Consider the following 17,723-nt stretch of genomic DNA (forward strand, 5'->3'; position numbering starts at 1 on the left):
CTATGCCAGTTATGGTTACCGTAAAACGGGATGAACCTTTTGAAAAAGCTTTGAGACGCTTCAAAAAGAAGTATGAAAAAGCCGGCATTCTGAAAGACGTTAAGAAGAACTCCTTCTACTTAAAGCCTACAGAAGAACGTCGTTTACGCCGAGCAAAAGCTGCAAAGCGTGCCCGTCAGACGCGTCCGAGATATTAAACTCTGGACAACACTGAAGATTAAAAACCCCGGGTATTTCCTGGGGTTTTTTTATGCCTGTTTGCAATGATCACTTTAAACGTTGAACAGCAGAGTGCACAATGAACGCAGAGATTGTTTCTGGTGTAGATCTAGTCCTCGGAAAGGTCATCCTACTTAAGTACCTACGGTGCTGACTCCGTTTCTGCTGCCTCCCACTCCAAACCAAGCCACTTTTCAAACACCTGCTTCTGTTGACCACTTGGTGCTTCGATCTGTTTAACTATTTCAATGGTAGTTGGGGTAAACCCTACAGTGAGATGGATATCCCGCAAAATACCATTCCGACTGAGAGTACAGATGATCCGGTCTCCAGGGACTTTTTCTCCGAAATACTGAGGCGTGGCTGACTTTACCCGAAAACCATCGATGGCAATCAGTTCGTCGTTCACGTTAAGTCCCACATTCCAGGCGGGAGATCCTTCCGTCACCCGGGTGATCATGACCTTGCCCCCCCGATTACTCAGTTTGGCACCCAGCCATGCGCTTTTTTCGACTGTGGAATCCAATGCCAGTCCCGCTAACTCAAAAGTTGACTGATAGGGTAGTGGTTTCAGCCCAAAAACATAGTCCTGGAAGAAGTTATTCAACTTTAGTCCGCTGATGGACTCACAGGCCAGACGCACATCCTGGGTAGAATAACCCTTTTTCTTCAAGGCAAAATCCTGGTACAACTTCAACATCACATCATCGAGACCCGCTTTGCCCCCCGTAGCTGAAATTAGTTTCAGATCCAACAGAAGGCCCAAAAGATGTCCCTTGTTGTAGTAGGAAACCGTAGAGTTGGGTGAATGTTCATTGCGACGATAATATTTGATCCAGGCATCCCAACTGGCTTCGGTGACAGACTGATGGTTTTTACCTGGACGGGATTCCAGAGTATTGATCTCATCCTTGATCACTTCCAGATAAGCTTCCCGGTTACTGATACCGATCCGCTGCAGGATCAGTTCATCATAGTAGCTGGTAAATCCCTCGGCCATCCATAGCTCATCCAGATAGTTCTCATTATCATAATCAAAGGTGGCAATCCCTCTGGGATAGAGACGTTTCACATTCCAGGTATGAAAAAATTCGTGGGCCACCAACGCCAGGAAACGCTTATACCGTTTTTCGTTTGTAAATGACCAGCGTGAAACAAAATTAACCGATGAACCGGCGTGCTCCAGGCCACCACGCCCCTCTTCCACATGAAAGATAAAGTTATAATGATCATAGGGGAGGCCGCCAAAGATTGCCGCCTCTGCTTCTATGATCCGAGTGAAATCAGCCACCAGCACCGAATCGATATAATTACTGGCGCCGTATAAAGCCATGAGATGTGGTTTACCCAACACTTCAAACTCGATGACGTGCTGGTTGCCCAGCTCCAGGGGCGAGTCCGCCAATTCATCATAATTTTCTGCGGTAAAATCCACATTGCCAGGTTGATTAAAGGGTTCAAGAGCGGTGGTAATCGTCGACCAGGCCTCGGGTAGGTCAACGTGCAGATGATGCTTGCGACCCTGGTTTTTCTGCCAATACATCAGGACGCTGGCTGGGACGACCAGAGCATGATCCGAGTTGAGAAAGCTGGTACGGACGCTGTGCTCAAAGGAATAAACCTTATAGGAAACAATGATATCCTGCCCTCGTTTCCCCCTAATTTCCCAATGGTTCTTGTCAATTTTTTGAATTATGAGAGGGGTTCCATTTTCACTACGAGCTGAAACGTCCTGAACATTTTTAGCATACTCCCTCACCAGGTAGGATCCGGGGGTCCAGACTGGCAGGGCCACAACCTGTTTACCTCTACCGCCCTCCAGACGCATTTCGACTTCAAACAGGTGAGTATGTGGCTCCGGCATGGACAGTTTATAGTGAATGCTTTTAGCGCTGACGCCCACACTTAGCAACATGATCAGAACGGTTGTTTTTAGCTTAGTGTACATGAATATCCCCATTTTGGTTTTTACTTCGTGAAAATATGCGATATGATCTACTGTGGGCAAGGGGAGAGTTATGTCAATAACCAGTCTGGGGTTGCCACAGATCAGGGGGTGACACTTTTTAAAATGGGTTCATTATAATAATGCGTACCTGGATACAATCATTGAGATTGGGGGGCAATAAAATATTCTGGGGTACAGAGGTATAAAGGTATAAGGGTTATAGAGGCTGTGTGAAAACTTCATTGCAATGGAATAATTGCTTGCTAATATTATCTTTAATTATCTACGTATAGTACTGTTACTATCGATACTTACCCCAGGCTTCAGCCTGGGGGTTATAAAAATATTAAAAAGGAGGGCTTTAGCCCAACAATACTGGGCTAAAGCCCAAGGAAACAGTAGGTTATCATACCCCCAAGCTAAAGCATGGGGTAAACGTTGTCCCTATTCTCACACAGCCTCTATACCGTATACCCTTATATCCCTAATATCCTCGTCTCCAGGTACGCATTTGGGGGAAGAGCCTTAAAATGTTAGATATTGGCAGTAACCATTCAGCCTCACAATCCTTATTTTCCGCCCATTGTGAATAATATTTCCAGGTCTCGATCCACTGCATTCCTTTTGCTCCTCCTGTTTCTGCCGGACCTCCAGGCAGAGATCATTTATGAGTCTGGGAATCTCATGGAGTTTATCGGCGGTGAATCAACAACGACAGCTTATGACAATTATGTTAGCCATATTTCCGAAGGCATCGCTGATCCCGGTTATAATGATTATGGTCCGGACTGGATTGATGTTCAAACCAATGGGTTTGGTGATTATCGGATTATCCCGGAACTCGGATACACCCTGCAACATTGGCGTAACATATTTGAGGCCTTGCTTGTGGGTGATCTTGATGCTGTTGACCAGATGCTCGGTGACTCCAGCAGCACTTTTCACTATGAACTGGTCGAGTACCAGGATGTACTCTACAACCGTACCTATTACATCATACGGGAACAGCTTGACCTATCCTATATGGATATCAATCAACCCGATATTGTCGGTGATGAAGTAGAAGGCAGTTTTACCAATGGCTGGGGTTTGTTTATTCTCAATCCTGATGCCAGCAGACAACATGTTGTGGTCGAAATGCCCCATCCTTGTGATGATTTTATTTCTCCCTATGTCGGAACTGAGATGTTTCTCCAGACCGATGCTTTTGCCATGATGATGGCCGGAGCAAGTCGTGAGTTGAAATGGACCGGTTACGGGTCATATACCAACAACAAATCACTTTCTGATCCTTCCCGTAATGCAAATACCGTTTTCCAGGTGTTCCATGAGGTTTTGTGTGATTCGCTCATGCAGATCGGACCACATTCACCCCTGATTCTTCACACCCATAGTTTTGATGATAATTTAGCCCATACTGATTTTCAAGCAATTGTACTCTCAGGGGGTTGGGATGCCGGCAACGCCAATAAACCGATCCGGGATCTGGCAGATGATAATCTGGATCTGATAAATTTTACTGCAGAATACCCCATCGCCGCCGGCACTTTTGGAGAACATCCCGCCGTCCGGGTAGATGAATACTACAGGGTCCACTATAATGGCACTCTGATCTATCATGGAGCCAGCCAGGATTATGAAATGCCCCATACCTATACCCTGTTAGGACCCAATACCGGTGTTCAGATGAATTATCTCCGACAGTTTTTTAACAATGGGGCTGTCTATGAACCCTGGGTTCAGATCGAACTATTTGAAAAACCCCTGCTTTTTCAAAATATGGAGATGCCCCTGACAGAACTATACGCAGGCGGATATCCAAGTTCATACCATAATTACAGTATCCTCGCGAATTATTATCAACCATTTATTGATGCTCTGGAAGCCTACCTCCAAAACTGGGTTGATGTCCCCGACAATTCACCCCCTGAGGCGATCAACAATTGGCATACAGCCTTTGATGGACAGTCCTATGTCAGTTTGGACTGGGATCCGGTTTTCGACACAAATCACAAGACTTACCGGATCTTTTACGATACCGATAGTCTCACTGAAGACTCTCCCTACCTGGACGCCCTCTCAGAAGTACGCCTGCTTAATCCAGCCACAGATCACCTCCTGTTTGACAACCTTGATCCATCTGCCAACTATGTATTCCAGATCCAGGCCCTGGATCATTTCGATAATATTGGTCCATTGAGCGAAACCATTACGGATAGTATTCCCGGTCATGAATCGATCCATGTCCTGGAGAACTTTGACGATGGCGAGATCAGCCTTGGGTCATATTCTGATGAAGATCAACATCCTGATTCCTGGGAGCTCAATTCAAGTCGTACCTTTATGAATTCCCCCTATTCTCTGAAACTATGGGGAAACACCTGGAAAAATCAAACCATTGACCCCTATTCCATTACACCGGCTTCGGTTTTCCAGATCGCTGCTTATGTGGATCATTTAGGTGAGATCCAGGGGGTCGCTTTTCAAGATTCCCTGAACACCTTGTTCTACGCTTTGGACGGCTCCCAACAATTGGATATCGAAGAGTGGGTCACCGTCTATCAGGGATATTTTCCTGAAGACACCTGGAACCTCTATCGCTTGCCTATCGGGGATGACTGGCTTGCCCGGTTTGATTACGATCCGCTACTCACCAATATTATATATATCAATGACCGGGATTCAGATCCATCTGCGCAGGTGTATTTTGACGAACTGTTTGATATCACCAACTCCATCGCTTTCGCCCCGGAAGTTGATATCAGTTTTACCGAAGGTCTGATTTATCGTAATAGCACCTATCAGCGTAGTGTTGACGTTAGTTTTCAATCCATTGTTGATGATGCTGATAGCGATACTCACTCATATCTATGGAATTTTGGCGATGGTGAAACCAGTCAGGCCGTTCACCCCATCCATTCTTTTCTGGTCGAAGATGACCATGATTATACCGTCTTGCTGCAGGTCAGTGATGAATCGGGTTATATGGGTCAGGCGACCACCCGAATTATGGTTGAGCCCGGCAGCAGCTCCCTGCCTCTGAACTTGAATTTTGTGGGCGATATCATGATCGCCAGACGCTATGAGAATGAAGGTGGTATTCTGGAAACGGGTGGTGTTGGTTCAATTTTTGAGCCAACACTGGAGCAACTGGGGAATGCAGCCGACCTTACCATTGCAAATTTAGAATGTACCATGACCATAGATGGTGAAGAACATCCAACCAAATCAGTGGTCTTTAAGGGTCATCCGGATTATGTCACCGGACTGGTGGAAGCCGGGATCGATCTGGTTACCCTGGCAAACAACCACACGCTTGACTATGGTTTAATCGGACTCCAGACGACTCAACAGGCTTTGGCAGCCAATAATATTCTCTATTCCGGCTCTGGTATTGACACTTATGAGGCCTACTCACCGATCTTCACCAACACCAAAGGAATTGCTATCGCCTGGCTGGCCAACAGCGACCGTACCGGTCAATACAACAACTATCAACCCTACTTGAATGCCGGATACAACAAACCCGGTTTTGCCTATTTGACACCTTATTATCTGCTGCAGCAAGTCAATACCGTTCGGGATGTCAGTGACCTGGTTGTCATGCAAATGCATGCCGGCAGCGAATACTCTTCTGAACCCGGCGCTGGTTATGACAGCTATGAATTTGGAACTGGAGTTCTACCAGAAGACTGGATCGCTCCCAGAGAGATCATTGAGCATATGGATCTTCCTCAAGATAGTGACGAGGACGAAAACTATTCACCTCTGTTAGATGTGCCGCATATGTGGGATCGTGAGATCAGACATTTCGCCATTGATGCCGGGGCAGACCTGGTCGTGGTTCATCATCCACATATTATCCAGGGTCTTGAAGTTTATGCCGGAAAACTGATCGCCCATTCGTTGGGGAATTTCGTCTTTGACCTGAACTATCATGAAACCTTTCCGTCAGTTATCCTCAACGCCGAAATAGATGCGCCGGGCTTTACCGCTTTTTCAGCAACACCAGTATATCTTGATGACTATATCCCCGTGCCTGCAACCGGAGCACTGGGTGTCCATTTACTGGACTATCTGGCTGAAAGATCACGTGCACTGGACACTTATCTCTATGTTGACCAGGAAGGTGTGCGCGCTTCGGTTTGGCTGGATACTCTATCCATGCCGCGTACCCATATTTTGAATCGTCGTTCTTTTACGCTTGAACAAAATGGTCCCAACTGGGTTTCTGCTCCTCTGGACATTCATCATCTGGGAAATATTTCTGCTTTGTCGGCACCTGCTGGCACTAACTGGGAATATCGGCTGGGTCGGGAACTGCTCTGGTATGGAAACATGGAAGATGAAGGCGCCAGTCAATGGAACATTAACAGTGGTGATGAGTGGCTGGATGTCACAGAAGCTTATGCCGGCGATCGTTCCATCGGTCAACATCGCACGCCGGCTTCTGGTGATAATGTGATCACCAATCTTGAGAACAGGATCCGGGTTGATGCCACCAAACAACATTCTGTCTCGGCTTATCTCAAAACCCTCAACAGCAATAACGCTACGATTCAAGTTCGTTATTATGCTGGCCGGACAACCACAACTGCTTTGGCTACCCATAATTTGACACCTGGTGTAGATGGAACCAGCGATTGGACCTTTTATCACAACGCAACAAGCCCCCCTTACAACGCCGCGTATTTTGATATCCGGCTAAATACTGATATGCCCATCGTAGGGGATGGTTATACCTGGTTTGATGAGGTTCACTTGATCGAGTGGACCAACTGGAATACTGCTCCAGCCCTGAATATCACCTCACCAAATGATCTATATTTTCTGCAACTACGTAATAGCTCTTCCATGCCGGATCCATCTGTTGAATTTACCGAAACCGTCTATAATGATCCCCAGCTTGTAACCGTTGACCTGCAGGCCGATGAGACGATTGCTTTGGTTGATACAGAAATTCATTTTAGTGATCTATCCGCAGGCCCCGTTGGCTGGTGGGAATGGAACTTTGGTGATGGAAGCAGTAGTATAGAACAGAATCCAGCCCATACTTACCGCGAAGCCGGTTTCTATGAGGTAAGCCTTACGGTACTGGACAACCTGGGTAATCCTCTAACTGAGACAAAAACTGATTACATTAGAATCTTTGATCAATATTTGCCGGGTGACATGAATTTTGATGGTCAAAATACCGTGAGTGATATTGTGATCCTGGTAAATATTATCATTGGTGAAATCACTCCAACCACGCCTCAATTTGAAACCGGTGATATTAATGGTGATGGAAATATCAATGTTCAAGACCTGGTCTCGCTGGTAAATATTATTTTGTTTGGTTAAACCCCACTCATCTGTGTCGCGCTAAAGTAGTCACTGAATCTATCGAAGTGCCCTCAAAGCGCGATGATATCATCCCTGGAGAATCTCAGGATGATAAGGCCTAAACCTTTAAAATATCTTCAGAAAAACCTTATTTATTATACGATTTTCATTAATATAATAGCAACCATTAACCCATAAAAACTAGATTGACCCCCATGACTATTTGGCGTGTAGTAGACATTATCAAGTCGAGCACTGCTTTTCTTGAAAAAAAAGGCGTTCCTGATGCTCGTTTGGACGCGGAAACACTGTTGGGTGACATTCTCGACAAAAACCGTCTGGAACTTTACCTCTACTTTGACCGGCCTCTGAACCCGGAAGAACTGGATCAGTACCGTGAACACATCAAGCGACGGGGTTCTCGTGAACCGCTTCAGCATATTGTGGGTGAAACCGGGTTTATGAACCTGACTCTCAAAACCAGCCCGGCAGCTTTGATACCCCGACCTGAAACAGAAGTTCTGATTGAAAAAGCACTGGGTCTGGTGCAAGATCGAGAGGTTCGCATTTTGGATATTGGGACCGGCTCAGGCTGTATTGCTTTATCTCTTGCTCAAGAGTTGGGAAAAGCAAAAGTGCTGGCAATTGATGTGTCCTCTGAAGCGCTTCAACTCGCTCGTGAAAATGCTGTTCTCAATGACACACTGGTTTCCTTTCAGGAGCTGGATATCCTTCAGACCTTACCTAATATTGAAGAACGCTTTGACCTGGTAGTTTCCAACCCACCTTACATCGCCCCTTCAGAAAAAGATCAACTTCAAAAAGAAGTGGTCGATTTTGACCCGCCTCTCGCGCTTTTTGATGAAGTTGATGGACTTACTTTTTATCGACGCTATGCTGATATTTTGCCAGATTTACTCAACCCTGGTGGTCATTTCTACTTCGAATTTGGAGGGGTTCATCAGGAAAAATCCATCTTGAATATTTTTATGGAAGCAGGTTATCGTGACTTGGAAATTATCCAAGATTATAATGGTGACCCGCGAGTTATCTCCGGATGTTACCACCCCTAGTACTTTAAAAAAAGGACAACCATCATGCGAATCCGTATTATCAATTATAGTTTTATGATCTTACTTCTGGCGGCTCACTTTTCCCGGGCTAATAACAACCTTTTTGCCGGGCTGGTCCTGTTTGTTCCTTTCCTGTTATTGATTAGGCGAGGTTGGGTAGTTCCGCTTTTGCAGGGCGTGGGATATCTGGCAGCCCTGTCATGGCTCTTTTCTGCCTATCAATATATCCAGCTGCGGATCGCTGAGGGTGATGACTGGATTCGCCTGGCAGTTATCATATTTACCATCGCTGTCTACTCAGCCTGGAGTAGTTATTATTTAAATCCCAAGTCAGGGAAAGACACCAATGATATCAATCAAGTCTCTGCGTAAATCTATGGATAAATGTTTTATTACAGGTTGGGGAAATCATGACAAACCAAACCAAATCATTTTGTGAAGATCTAAATATCAAACTGCCCATCATTGGGGGTGCTATGTATCCCTGTTCTAATCCGGAATTAGTCGCTGCAATCTCAGCGGCTGGTGGCATTGGGGTCGTTCAGCCCTTGAGCCTGACCTATGTCCATGGTTATGAGTTCCGGGCTGGTTTGCGTTACATCAGGACACTAACAGACAAACCCATCGGTCTAAATCTACTGGTTGAAAAGAGCTCACAAAAGTACTTGGACCGGGTCAAGGAATGGTTGGATATCTCGCTGGAGGAAGGGGTATCCTTCTTTGTGACGGCATTGGGAAATCCACGGTTTGTGGTGGATAAAGTACATGCACAGGGAGGTCTGGTCTACCATAATACAACCACCCGAAGATGGGCTGAAAAAGCATTGGATGGTGGCGTTGATGGACTGATCGGTGTGAATGATCGGGCCGGTGGACATGCCGGGACAGAGACAGCCACCCGACTCTATGAAAATTTGATCGACCTGGGAAAGCCCTTGATCTGTGCCGGTGGTATCAGTGATCCACAGGATGTCAAATCAATGATCGACCTGGGTTATTCCGGGATCCAGATGGGCACCCGTTTTATTGCCAGCACCGAATGCACCGCTCACTCCGATTATAAGCAGGCCATTCTTGATGCAGATGAATCCAGTATTGTATTAACGGATAAACTATCTGGCGTGCCTGTTTCGGTTATTGAAAATGGATATATCAAGCGTATTGGTGTCAAGGCTGGTTCTTTTGCCAAATGGATGTTACGCGGTTCTAAGACCAAGAAATACATGCGGATGTTTTATACGCTACGCTCTTTCAAAAACCTGAAAGACACCTCTGGGAAAAGCGGTAGTTACCAGAACTATTTTCAAGCGGGGAAAAGTGTTGAGGGCATACAGGAACTACTGCCTGTCTCAGAGATCATACAGCAGTACCAGAACATCCTTAAAGCCTAATCCTCCGTAATATTGATGTTTGGCTTCTTGCCGGGAGGTGATCTACTCTAGGTCATTGACCCCCTCCGCCCGCTGGGCACCTCCCCAAGGAGAGGACTTTTCGTCTGACGCGATTAACCTGAACATGAACTCGTCCAACCCCTTCCAGGCGAGAAAGTATACTGCTTGTATAATCCGGGAATATCTGTGTTTCATTTCGACTTTACTCAATACAAGCATCTGTATTAAAAATACACTTTGTAATAATTCGTATAAAATCGGTTTTGCTTTGCTCGTGCATCCGCCTGCTTACCTTGGGACATGGTGAATGTCTCTCATAGAACTTTAAAGGTCCTGGCAGCCATCCTTTGGTACATTGGTGTCTATATGCTCTTAACCAAAGGTTGGACTCTTTCCCATGCTGCCCAGACACTTCGACCTGAAGGATTTGGGTTGATCATTTCATGGATGGCAGGTATCAGTATCGGCTTAATTAAAACCCGCTTTATCTTCATCAAGAGCTGCAAAAAGAACATGGCTCGTATTGATGCTCTGGTATCACCTAAGTTGTGGCAATTTTACCGCTATCAGTTCTTTATTGCTCTGGTGATCATGATTCTGGCTGGATCATTCCTATCACGGGCATCGCAAGGAAATCATACTTTCCTGGTAGCCGTTGCCATACTTGATATCAGCATCGGTTCCGCCTTGCTCTTTAGCAGTTGGATCTTCTGGAAGCAGGGTGTCTTCTCATTTAGCTCAGCGAAATAGACTCTGGCTTTTCTTGGTACTTGACTTGCATTCCTTTAAGAAAATTACGCAGGACTTGGTTCCTAAGCCGTCGGTAGTGTTTGTGGTCCGGTTTTCTAAAGAAGACGCTTAGCTCATATTTACTTAAGCTAAAATCAGCCAACTCTAGAATAGCAAGCACATCTTCTGCTTTTAGATTCAGAGCTATGCGTTGCGCTCAAGAGTCGCGACATTTTGGGACTTCAAGTGTCTCAGTTTGCGTAATAATACAAGTAACCAGAGACCGCTTCCTGAGAATACCAGACTTCCTCCAAACACCAGGAGATATCCTTTAAGATCATAAACCCAACTATAACCATTCTCCGCAAAATGACTGTCCCCAACCCAGAGGTGGGTTGTTAGCGTAAGAATCCCGCCAGCAACTAATGCTGACCCCAGGGCAACCAATCCAGGATTGGCCTCTTTATCAGGTTCTACCAAGCCGATCAATGCCCCCTGGACTTTCCACCAGGCAAATAGAAACATCAGCAGGGTGACCAGGGTAAGGTAAACCCGAAAATTTACTGGAACTGAATTTCCCCGGACTATTTCTGAAGTAATCATTTGGATGGTGCCAGTCAATAGTCCCAGACTTAATATTATAATGGCATTCCGATAGGCATTGGTTCTTTTTCGAACCAGTGCACCAAACCCCCAGAGCCCCCACAAACCGATACTGATACTGGCAATAACCAGTATTTGATACAGCAATTGATAGGGTAACAGCGCTGCCATACTGGGATATTGTTCCGTTTTAAAGGCAGCACAATAGGTTCCCACCCCACTCAGTAATGTAAATAGAACCGTTAGCAGAAAAGCGGTGATCAACACTATTCGTATAGCTATCGATTGTTTTTTCTCATTCATTATTGATTTCTCCAATATTTGAACGGCAACAAGACTTCAATCTGATTTAACAATATCTGGAGTCCTGTCACTCACCAATATCCTCATTCCAAAGCTCAGGTTTTGTCTGAATAAAGGCCTTCATTAGATCTCGACATTCCTGATTATCAACAACCTCAACTTCAACACCACGTGACCTTACATAATCCTCCGGCCCCCGAAAGGTTTGATTCTCTCCAATAACAATTTTGGGAATCCCGTATAGCAGGGCCGTCCCGCTGCACATATCACAAGGACTTAGGGTTGAATAGAGAGTGGCTTTTTGATAATCTGCCGCTTTTAGACGGCCGGCATTTTCAAAACAGTCCATTTCAGCATGTAAAATGGCGCTGCCTTTCTGGATGCGTTGATTATGACCACGACCTACGATATCACCATCAATTACCAGGACTGAGCCGATTGGAATACCACCTTCAGCCAAACCTTTCCGGGCTTCTTCCATGGCTGCTGCTAAAAATTTATCCATTTTGCATCCTCTTAATTACTTAACTTAAAATAGTGGGTCAAGTATAGGTCGAAATACAGCAAGAAAGAATGAGAACTTGAATATTCGTCCGCTACAACTGTAATTTTAATCACCGACCCCTTTCTACTTATTCCTTCTTCCTTCTTCCTTCTTCCTTAGTTTAAACCGTGCCCGCTTTTCTCTCCATTTTGCGACCACTGAACCTGCTCCAGGCCACCCTGGCAGTAATTCTGACGGCTGCATTTCTAGATCAGCTTTCTCAGATCGAAACCCTGGCTTGGCTTATTCTTTCGGTTATCACCATAAATGGTGCAGGCAACATTATCAATGACATCTACGATATTGAAATCGACAAGATCAATCGTCCACGTCGCCCCTTACCTTCCGGAAACATGAGCCTGATGACCGCCAGAGTATATATGATCACCCTTTTTATGGTTGGTATCCTTTTTTCCAGTCTCATTTCTGCCGCGACTCTGCTCATAGCCGGGTTGATCGCTATGCCGCTTCTCATCGCCTACAGCGCCTGGTTCAAACGCCTGCCCCTGATCGGAAATATCACGGTTTCCTTTATGCTTGGATTGACCTTTGTTTATGTGGGTTCAGCTTTTGGAGCAATTCAAGAAACGATAATCATGGGAGCCCTTGCATTCGGCTTCACTTTTATCCGGGAAATTGTGAAGGATCTGGAGGACCAGGAAGGTGACCGGGAAGTCAACGCCAAAACCCTGCCCCTGATCTGGGGAGAATCAGCTACTATCAATTTTACACTTCTGCTCATGGTTGTTTTTATAGTCCTGGATTTGTTTCCCTATATTTTTGGGGCTTACAACGAGTTGTACTTGTGGTTGGTTATCATCGGGATAAACTTCCCCATATTGATCTGCGCTATCATTTTATGGAGATTTCCTGCCAAAAACAATTTTGCCCGAATTCAATTATTTTTAAAACTCAATATTTTTATCGGTCTGGCTGCACTCTATCTTGGTCGACCAATTTAGCCGTTTTTCCCGTCAGGGATCTTTATAAGGAAACCGCGTGTCCGACTTTATACATCTTCATAATCATTCTCACTATTCACTACTGGATGGTGCCGCTCGAATTGACCAGATAATTGCAAAACTCTCCGAACTGGAGATGAAAAGTTTTGCGCTTACAGATCACGGCAACATGTTTGGCGCTGTTGAATTTTACAAGGCTGCCACCAAAGCCAACATCAAGCCGATCATTGGAATGGAAGCTTATATTGCTCCCGGCCTCCACACTGAAAAGCGAACGCCCACAGAGGGAAAACGAGCTTATCATCTTGTCCTTCTGGTAAAAAACAATACGGGCTATCGCAATCTCCTAAAACTAACGTCCATGGCCTATCTGGACGGGTTTTATTTTACACCACGGGTTGATAAAGACCTACTGCGCAAATACTCAGAGGGTCTAATTGCCACCTCTGCCTGCCTCAGCGGTCAAGTCACCTACCACGCCAGTCGCGGCGATTATGATAGGGCCAAAGAACAGGCTCTTGAATATGATGAGATTTTTGGCCGGGGTAATTATTTCCTTGAGTTGCAGAGACACTTTACCCTGGAAGGTCGAGAGATGGAGCGGGAAGCCATTGCCCGAGAAGTCATTCGCAAGATCTCCAAAGACACTGGTATTCCCCTGGTGGCCACCAATGATGCCCACTATGTGAGCGCCGACCATTATCAGGCCCATGATGCTTTGCTCTGTATTGGACACGGAAAATTTGTGAGCGACATCAAGCGTCTGAAATATGATACAAAGGATATCTATATCAAAAGTTCCGATCAGATGGTGGAACTTTTCAAAGATGTCCCGGAAGCCATCGACAATACACGTCGTATCGATGAGATGTGCCAATTCAAGCTGGAAACCGGTGTAAACCATATGCCCGAGTTCCCCATTCCTGAGGGACTTTCACTCAACGATCATCTGGACAATCTGACCTGGGAAGGTATGGAGCGTCGGGTTAAAACAATTGACTCAAAATATAAAGAGCGGCTGGAATATGAGCTGGGTGTTATCAAAAAGATGGGCTTCCCCGGCTACTTCCTGATCACCCATGATTTTGTACATTACGCCAAGGAGCAACGGATACCTGTTGGACCTGGTCGTGGGTCTGCCGCTGGTAGTCTGGTTGCTTATTCTCTGGGTATCACTGACCTGGATCCCTTGCAATATGATCTACTGTTCGAGCGCTTTCTTAACCCGGACCGAATTAGCATGCCGGATATTGATATCGATTTTTGTTATGATCGCCGGGAAGAGGTCATTGACTATATGCGTCGGCGTTTTGGGGAAGAATCAGTCACTCAGATCATCACCTTCAATAAGCTAAAAGCCCGGGCGGTGATTCGGGATGTGGGTCGGGTTTTAGAAATCCCCATCAAAGAAACCGATCGCATTGCCAAACTGGTTCCGGAAGAACTGGGAATTACACTATCCCAGGCGTTGAAGAAAAGTCCTGAACTAAAACAAGCGTCAGAATTGGATGCAGTACACACCAAGCTGTTTGATCATTCATTGGTGCTGGAGGGCATGAATCGCAACGCTGGAAAACATGCTGCCGGTCTGGTTATCGCACCCGGTAAACTTACCGACTACATCCCGCTCTACAAATCAGCTAAAGATGGATCAGTGACCAGCCAGTATGACATGAAAGCCATTGAAGATGTCGGCCTGATAAAATTTGATTTTTTAGGACTTCGAACGCTCACGGTCATTCAAGAAGCAGTTGATCTGATCAAAAAGTTTCAGAATGTTAACATCGATATCGCCAACATTCCCATGGATGATGAGGCTGCATATAAACTCTTTGCCGATGGTCTCACTATTGGATTATTTCAATTTGAGTCGACTGGCATGCGAGAATACCTGAAAAAACTTAAGCCAACCGTTCTAGAAGATCTGATTGCCATGAACGCCTTGTATCGACCGGGACCCATGGGTAACATCAACACCTTTATCGCCCGTAAACACGGTGAAGAGAACGTCACCTACCTGCATCCTTTGATGGAAACGATCCTGAAGGAGACCTACGGCATTATTGTTTATCAGGAACAGGTCATGCAATTGGGCTCTGTGATCGCTGGTTTTTCACTCTCCAAAGCAGATCTAATGCGTCGGGCCATGGGTAAAAAGATCAAGGCATTGATGGATGAGATGAAGGGTGAATTCATCTCCGGTGCCAAACAGCATGATATCAATGAAAAGCTTTCCTCCAAAATCTGGGATTTGATCGAAAAATTTGCAGAGTATGGTTTTAACAAGAGTCACTCGGCTGCCTATTCGGTCATTGCTTACCAAACCGCTTACTTAAAGACTCATTTTCCAGTAGAATTCATGGCCGCCAACCTGAGCTCTGAAAAGGATAATACGGATAAGATCCAGATGTTGCTGGCTGATTGTCGTAACCTGGGAATTACCGTCATCCCTCCTGATGTGAATGTAAGTAAGGTTCATTTTTCTCCCGGTGATGGGAAAAGTATTATCTATGGTTTGAATTCCATTAAGAAGGTGGGGGCCAAAGCAGCTGAAGCAATCATGCTGGAGCGCCAGGATCACGGTCCCTTTAAAACGCTTTATGAGTTTTGCAGCCGGGTTGATTCACACAATATCAATAAGGGTGTGATTGAAGCTCTTGTGGGTAGTGGAGCCATGGATAACCTGCCTGGAGCTCGTTGGGAAAAATTTCTCAGTGTAGAAGATGCCGTTCAACATGGACAACGGGTTCAAACCCTGAAAAATACCAACCAAACCGATCTTTTCGGAGGTAGTGGTGAATCAGCCACGATCCGGGAACCTGAATTAAGCGAAGCGCCCTCCTGGAACAACATGGATCTGCTTAATCGGGAACGAGATTATATCGGGTTCTACCTCACTGGTCATCCATTGAAAGGTTTCGAAACTGAGATCCAAGCGTTTTCCACTATGGATTTGGTTGATCTGACTGCCGTTCGGGACGAGCAGGAGGTGAGACTTGGTGGAATCATCTCTGCCATGAAGATCCACTACGACAAACGCAATAAGCAAATGGCTTTCTTTACCTTGAATGGCCTTGATGGTTCAGTGGATGCTCTCACTTTTTCGGCTACTTTTGAAAAATTTAAAGAGTATATCGCCAACGATGCATTGGTTTTCATGGAGGGCAAGGTATCCAAGCGTAGTGATGATGATGTCAAAATCCTGGTCAATAAGGTCATTCCTCTGGTGGAGGCGCAGAACGAGTATGCTCGTGAAGTCCATATTGCCTTTGATCCAAATACGGTACGAAGTGATAATGTTGATGAAATGCATGCTCTGGCCCGTCGTTATTCCGGTGCCTGCAACCTGATCTTCCATTTGCAAGATGAAGAAAACCGGGAACGCCAGATGGTCGCTCGCAATATACGCGTTTCTGCTAATCGTAGCTTTATTCGTAACTTGCGTGAACTCTTTGGTGAAGGAAATGCCTGGCTGCGGTAACCTTTTTCAACCGCGAATTACGCTAATTGCACGAAGGAGCTGGGTGACTGGCCTCTTTTTATATATTGAGGGCTGAGGAGGTTTTTCTATTGCTATTGAAAGTCCTTGTCACAAGTGGTCCCCGACAACTGTTTACTTTCAGACTTTTGAGCTTCACACCTTTGACTTAGGTATTCTCTATAGAACTTGGGTAATCAATGCCTTGTCTTTACTCCGTTAAAAGAACTCGATATAGCATTGGGGTCGTGTAAAAAAATACAGTCTTTACCCTAAACATAAGCCAGCCACTCCACTTATAATTTCCAACTTTGACGCCCTCGCAAAAAGTCCCCCTCGCAGCGCGCAGAGCGTTGTATTGAGTTCATCGAAATGACGCGGAGTGTTAATATATATGGATTTAGGGTACATTTTATGAATTCCCAGATACTTTTTGCGGTTTCGTCAACTTTTAACTAAAGGTTTTTCCTGAAAATTCCAGGCTACGAGCTACGACCCGGCAGGCGGGGAGGACCCTTCTGGTCGAAGGTACAAAGTCTAAGATCTCAAGTCTTGGAACCCAACTCAGGTCGAAAGGTAATAACCTGTCTCAATTCAATAAACTCAGTCTTACTTGTCACGGCATAGCTCCTTAGGAGCGACGACGGAATCCCCTAAGAATTCGGGGAGGTTTGGCTGAGCGTCGTCCCTCTGGACTCCCTCGCCTTCCTGCGCTACGCTACGGATCAGACAGCTTCTGCCTGTAGCTGAGTTCTCTCGCTTTCCTGACTTTCAACTTTTGACCATTTGAGATCCCCTAATAATTCGGGGAGGTTTCAGACGTAGTGTCAGTGGCCGGCACGCTTGAGGATGTAGTAGTCTTAATCCCCTAATAATTCGGGGAGGTTTCAGACTGCTTGGCTCCAAGAGATTGCCACGCGGGAACGCCTAGTCTTAATCCCCTAATAATTCGGGGAGGTTTCAGACTTGTACACCAGATGCTGTGAAAGTGAACAAAAAGTTCAAGGGTCTTAATCCCCTAATAATTCGGGGAGGTTTCAGACACATCAGCGTGTGTATGAGTAGCGTTGGTGAAGTTTCGTCTTAATCCCCTAATAATTCGGGGAGGTTTCAGACATCAATCCAGCATACACTTATGAATCAGAACC

Annotated in this window: 11 protein-coding genes, 1 pseudogene and 1 CRISPR repeat array; of the genes and pseudogenes, 8 read left to right on the top strand and 4 right to left on the bottom strand. The window is 45.6% G+C overall.

All coding sequences use genetic code 11. The features are described 5' to 3' along the window. Nucleotides 1-2 precede the first annotated feature (2 nt). Entirely contained in the window at nucleotides 3-197 is a 195-nt protein-coding gene (rpsU, locus tag U9Q77_07450; protein ID MEA3287195.1) for a 30S ribosomal protein S21, read from the top strand. A 164-nt stretch (nucleotides 198-361) separates the two neighbouring features. Here the strand turns inward: rpsU and U9Q77_07455 are convergent, their stop codons facing one another. Beyond that, a complete protein-coding gene (locus U9Q77_07455) occupies nucleotides 362-2,167 on the bottom strand; it encodes a PDZ domain-containing protein (protein MEA3287196.1) in 1,806 nt (601 codons plus the stop codon). 540 nt (nucleotides 2,168-2,707) lie between these two features. On the opposite strand from U9Q77_07455, the gene U9Q77_07460 reads away from it, so the two are divergent. The 5 genes from U9Q77_07460 (at nucleotide 2,708) to U9Q77_07480 (ending at nucleotide 10,706) form a co-directional block, all read left to right on the top strand. Then, nucleotides 2,708-7,510 carry a CapA family protein gene (locus tag U9Q77_07460; GenBank protein MEA3287197.1) on the top strand — a complete coding sequence of 1,601 codons (4,803 nt, stop codon included), beginning with the start codon at nucleotides 2,708-2,710 and terminating at the stop codon, nucleotides 7,508-7,510. 197 nt (nucleotides 7,511-7,707) lie between these two features. After that, nucleotides 7,708-8,565 (top strand): peptide chain release factor N(5)-glutamine methyltransferase, encoded by an 858-nt coding sequence (gene prmC / locus U9Q77_07465; protein ID MEA3287198.1) that lies wholly within the window; start codon nucleotides 7,708-7,710, stop codon nucleotides 8,563-8,565. Between the two features lie 24 nt (nucleotides 8,566-8,589). Beyond that, a complete protein-coding gene (locus U9Q77_07470; protein ID MEA3287199.1) occupies nucleotides 8,590-8,937 on the top strand; it encodes a hypothetical protein in 348 nt (115 codons plus the stop codon). 38 nt (nucleotides 8,938-8,975) lie between these two features. Continuing rightward, nucleotides 8,976-9,956 (top strand): nitronate monooxygenase, encoded by a 981-nt coding sequence (locus U9Q77_07475; GenBank protein ID MEA3287200.1) that lies wholly within the window; start codon nucleotides 8,976-8,978, stop codon nucleotides 9,954-9,956. 366 nt (nucleotides 9,957-10,322) lie between these two features. Further along, on the top strand, nucleotides 10,323-10,706 hold the full coding sequence (locus U9Q77_07480; protein ID MEA3287201.1) for a hypothetical protein: 384 nt from the start codon (nucleotides 10,323-10,325) through the stop codon (nucleotides 10,704-10,706). On the opposite strand, the pseudogene U9Q77_07485 reads toward U9Q77_07480, so the two are convergent. The 3 genes and pseudogenes from U9Q77_07485 to U9Q77_07495 all read right to left on the bottom strand — a co-directional run bounded on the left by U9Q77_07485 (nucleotide 10,690) and on the right by U9Q77_07495 (nucleotide 12,096). Further along, nucleotides 10,690-10,896 (bottom strand): annotated as a pseudogene (locus U9Q77_07485) (DUF1456 family protein). The gene U9Q77_07480 and the pseudogene U9Q77_07485 sit on opposite strands and share 17 nt — an antisense overlap. After that, nucleotides 10,890-11,591 carry a hypothetical protein gene (locus tag U9Q77_07490; protein ID MEA3287202.1) on the bottom strand — a complete coding sequence of 234 codons (702 nt, stop codon included), beginning with the start codon at nucleotides 11,589-11,591 and terminating at the stop codon, nucleotides 10,890-10,892. Before U9Q77_07490 ends, U9Q77_07485 begins: the two are co-directional and overlap by 7 nt. 67 nt (nucleotides 11,592-11,658) lie before the next feature. After that, nucleotides 11,659-12,096: a nucleoside deaminase gene (locus U9Q77_07495; GenBank protein MEA3287203.1), complete on the bottom strand. Its 438-nt coding sequence runs from the start codon at nucleotides 12,094-12,096 to the stop codon at nucleotides 11,659-11,661. A 167-nt stretch (nucleotides 12,097-12,263) separates the two neighbouring features. Here U9Q77_07495 and U9Q77_07500 point away from each other — a divergent pair, with 167 nt between their 5' ends. Together U9Q77_07500 and dnaE are read left to right on the top strand one after the other, a co-directional pair. Beyond that, nucleotides 12,264-13,097: a geranylgeranylglycerol-phosphate geranylgeranyltransferase gene (locus U9Q77_07500; protein MEA3287204.1), complete on the top strand. Its 834-nt coding sequence runs from the start codon at nucleotides 12,264-12,266 to the stop codon at nucleotides 13,095-13,097. A 37-nt stretch (nucleotides 13,098-13,134) separates the two neighbouring features. Further along, nucleotides 13,135-16,578 (top strand): DNA polymerase III subunit alpha, encoded by a 3,444-nt coding sequence (dnaE, locus tag U9Q77_07505; GenBank protein ID MEA3287205.1) that lies wholly within the window; start codon nucleotides 13,135-13,137, stop codon nucleotides 16,576-16,578. 782 nt (nucleotides 16,579-17,360) lie between these two features. After that, nucleotides 17,361-17,691: direct repeats of the CRISPR family, unit length 36 nt; unit sequence GTCTTAATCCCCTAATAATTCGGGGAGGTTTCAGAC. Nucleotides 17,692-17,723: the final 32 nt, after the last annotated feature.

Source organism: Candidatus Neomarinimicrobiota bacterium, from assembly GCA_034716895.1.
In the GTDB taxonomy this organism is placed as follows: domain Bacteria; phylum Fidelibacterota; class UBA8477; order UBA8477; family JABMPR01; genus JABMPR01.